We start from the raw sequence: 3,793 nt of genomic DNA, 5'->3' as shown, positions 1-3,793 counted from the left end.
CCATCTGAACATGTAGTTATTGATGACTCTCAAGTTCCAAACTCCATTGAGATTCCTGAACTAGCAGATGATGAGTTTATGGCTCAAGATATAGTAATCGAAGATGAGACTATTGATGAGGATTTGTTAATCTCAGAAGAGATGGAGAGTGCCTTAGATGTTGAATCCACCTATGACAAGAGCATAATCGCCAGAGAGATGGGTTTAGATATAGAGAGCTTTAATGAGCTGTTTGAAGATTACATAAATGAGGCTAAAGGGCTATGTGACTCAATGATAGAGTCTAACAATAAAGAGAATTTAACTGCTTGTAAAAGTGCTGCGGTAAAATTAAGAGGAATGAGTGAAAATATGAGAATTCATGATTTTGACGACGAGTTAAAGGCTATTATTAACTCTAGCGACAACACAACTCTTAGCACTCTTATTGAAAATATAGTCTCAAAATTAAACTTAATCTCAAACCAAAGAGGATAAACGATGCAACTTGGATTAAAAAATAGATTAAGACTGATAAGTCTTTTACCAATTATTGTACTGTTTGTAATGAGCAGTTACTTTGTTTACAACTCTTTTATCGAGTATAGAGCAGCCGAGCAACTCCAAGAGAAACTAGATCAAAACAAGCTCTTAAATGAAGTAGTCGGAAATATCGCTAGAGAACGCGGTATGAGTGCAATGTACCTTGGAAATCAAACAGAAAATATCTTAAAGTCTTTAAATGAACAGAGAAAAATCGTTGACAAAAAGGTAGAGAACTATCTTAAATACATAGAGGAGAATGAGCTTCTACACAATCACAAAGGCGATAACGACAACTCCGCCTGCCTTACATGTGCAAATTTGCACAGCACCGCTGCCTCTATTGAAAAAATTAAATCAATAAGACCTCTTGTAGATGAAAACAAGATTGAGTTTGAGGAGATGTTTACAAATGTATATAGCTCGGCACAAGATAACTTTGTAAGTCAACTACAGCAAATTACAGAGAATCAGATTGATAAAGAGATTAACGAACTTTACAATCTATACATATCTATGGTTAACGCCAAAGAGGCCTCTGGAGTTGAGAGAGGGTATATGTCATATATCATCTCTCGTTCGGCTCAGTTGACAAGTGAAGACCTAAATACATGGATTTCCCTTATAGGTAGGGCTGACGCAATAAACTATGAGGGAATACAAAATAGAAACTTAGCAAACAAGCTAAATCAACTATTTAAAACAGAAGATACCCAAGAGCTGCTTGAGGATATAAATAGTGAGAGAACGGCTATTATATCTCTTGCAGAGAGTGGAGAGTATGATATATCTTCAGGAATATGGTTTACGATGCTATCTGAGAAAATCAATATAATTTCCGAAGCTGAAAACATACTTCTTAATGCGATGGACAGCAGAGCAAAAGATGTGCAAAAAGATTCACTGCAAGTATTGGTACTTACCTTTTCAGCTTGGTTAATTGCTATTATACTTGCTATTTTAGGATATATCCTCTCAAATGAGATTGCAAAAAACATTAAACACCTCGAGGAGGTACTAGAAAAGGTTGCAGAGGATTATGACTCACAAGATAGAAAAATAAATCTTCATACTGCTCAAGGTACAGACTTGGCTTATGAGCTACTTGAAGAGATTATTGATCAGACTAAGAGAGATAAAATCTCTGCTCAAGAAGCAAGTGAAGCAAAATCTATGTTCTTGGCAAATATGTCTCATGAGATTCGTACTCCTCTTAACGGTATTGTTGGGTTTACCGAGCTTCTTAAAGACTCCGGTCTGCAAGAAGAACAGAGTGAATTTGTTGATATTATTGAAAAAAGTTCTGAAAATCTTCTTGAAATTATCAATAATATTCTTGACCTCTCTAAAATTGAGAGCAATAAGCTTGAGATTGAGAATATCGCCTTTAACCCGATAACAGAGTTTGAAAGTGCTGTTGAAGTTTATGCTGTTCGTGCTAGTGAAAAACATATTAACCTTGGTTGTTTTGTTGATCCAAGCCTTGAGTTTCCACTCAAAGGCGACCCTACAAAACTCAAAGAGGTCATTATTAATCTACTCTCAAATGCAGTCAAGTTTACCAACAACGCAGGCTCTATAAATGTCAACATAAGAAGAGTAGAGTCTAGCGAAATAGGCAAGACAAGAATTAAGTTTGAGATTCAAGATAGCGGTATAGGCGTAACAAATGAGCAAAAATCTAAAATTTTTGAAGCATTTTCACAAGCCGACACTTCAATTACACGTAAATACGGCGGTACCGGTCTAGGACTCACTATCTCAAGCAGTTTTATAAATTTAATGGGCGGAGAACTAGATCTCGATAGTAAAGTTGGAGAAGGTACAACCTTCTTCTTTACTCTTGATTTTGAAGAAGTTGAGACTCTTACCGAGAGTACTAAAGATAGCTTTAGCACTCTAAAAGCACTTATATTAAGCGATTCAATGAAAATTAAAAAGCAAGATAAGTATCTAAGAGAGTATCTTGATTACTTTGGTGTCGGATACACAACCTTTAAAGATGTAAGCAAAATAGCTCTTCTTCAAAAAGATGTAAACTATAACCTGATTTTTGTTGATTATGATTATGCAAATGAAGAGACTCTTGAGGAGCTTTCAAAACTGCCTCAGGAACTTATCGTTTTAACAAAATCAAACCTAATGAAAAAAATAGATAGTTTAGGTCTTGATATATTTAAGGTCTTGTACGAACCTCTGCATGCTTCAAAGATAAAGCAAACGCTTGAAAACTATGTTATGTCAAATGCCTCAACACAAGTTGCTAAAAAAGTGTCTCGCAAAAAATTTGACCTCAACACATCAAGATTTGTTGCAAATGTTTTGGTTGCAGAAGATAATATTATAAATCAAAAACTTATTCAAAGAACGCTTGAAGACTTAGGGTTGAGTGTTACTATAGCAAATAACGGTCTTGATGCTTTTCAAAAAAGAAAAGATGAAAATTTTGATATGATTTTCATGGATATACAGATGCCGTTTTTAGATGGTGTTGAAGCAACGGCTGAGATTTTAGAGTGGGAAGAGGATTATGCTCAGCCGCATGTTCCTATTGTTGCTCTAACCGCAAATGCACTCAAGGGCGATAGAGAAAAATTCCTAGCAGCAGGACTTGATGAGTACACCACTAAGCCTTTGGTACGTTCGGAAATAATCTCGGTTCTAAATCACTTTTTAGCAAACCATATTGTTGAAGTCAAAGATTTAGCAAATAGTCAGACGCAAGAAGAAGAGCACAAAGAGGATAGCAGTAGCAGTGCTACACAAGAAGCAATTATAGAAAAACTAGCTGAAGCAGTAGAGCATCCAGATGAAGCAGAGTATAGAGCAGATATACTCTTAGCAAAGAAGAGTGACTTTGAAACAAGACTCTACACAAAAATCATAGAGGGAATGGGGCTTACTTATGAAGTTGTCTCTTCACCTATAGATTTTAGAGAACTAGTTGAAAACTACTCCTACAAAGTTGTTCTCTTTGACAAAGAGTACGATGATTTAGATTTAGCCAATATCTCTTCAGGCATTAGAAATTTAAGCAGTTCAAGCGGTCTTGATTCTCATATTGTACTTATTGATGACTCTATAGACAAAAATGCAACACAGCAGCAAGAGTATGTAGATGAAATTATTAACAATGTAGTAAACAGGGAGCTGCTTCAATCTCTGTTTAACAAATATGCTTAAAAAGGTAAGATAAAATGTCAAAAGAATTAATAGTATTAGCAGTGGATGACGACATGATAAACCTTAAGCTTCTTAAATCGATGCTTAT

General features: G+C 35.4%; 1 protein-coding gene and 1 pseudogene. Both read left to right on the top strand.

Annotated elements, in window-relative coordinates; all coding sequences use genetic code 11:
- A pseudogene (locus M0Q20_RS10900) lies at positions 1–477 on the top strand (hypothetical protein); the annotation flags it as partial.
- Between the two features lie 3 nt (positions 478–480).
- The gene (locus tag M0Q20_RS10895) at positions 481–3,705 is read left to right on the top strand and encodes an ATP-binding protein (RefSeq protein ID WP_295061860.1); all 3,225 of its coding nucleotides are present in this window, start codon (positions 481–483) and stop codon (positions 3,703–3,705) included.
- The last annotated feature ends 88 nt before the right edge of the window (positions 3,706–3,793 follow it).

This window comes from Sulfurimonas sp., from assembly GCF_023229025.1.
In the GTDB taxonomy this organism is placed as follows: Bacteria; Campylobacterota; Campylobacteria; order Campylobacterales; family Sulfurimonadaceae; genus Sulfurimonas.
This window is presented reverse-complemented; position numbering and strand designations above follow the sequence as displayed.

Excerpts from the sequence above, each read along its gene's own strand:
- M0Q20_RS10895 (WP_295061860.1), top strand. The coding sequence starts at position 481 with ATGCAACTTGGATTAAAAAATAGATTAAGACTGATAAGTCTTTTACCA.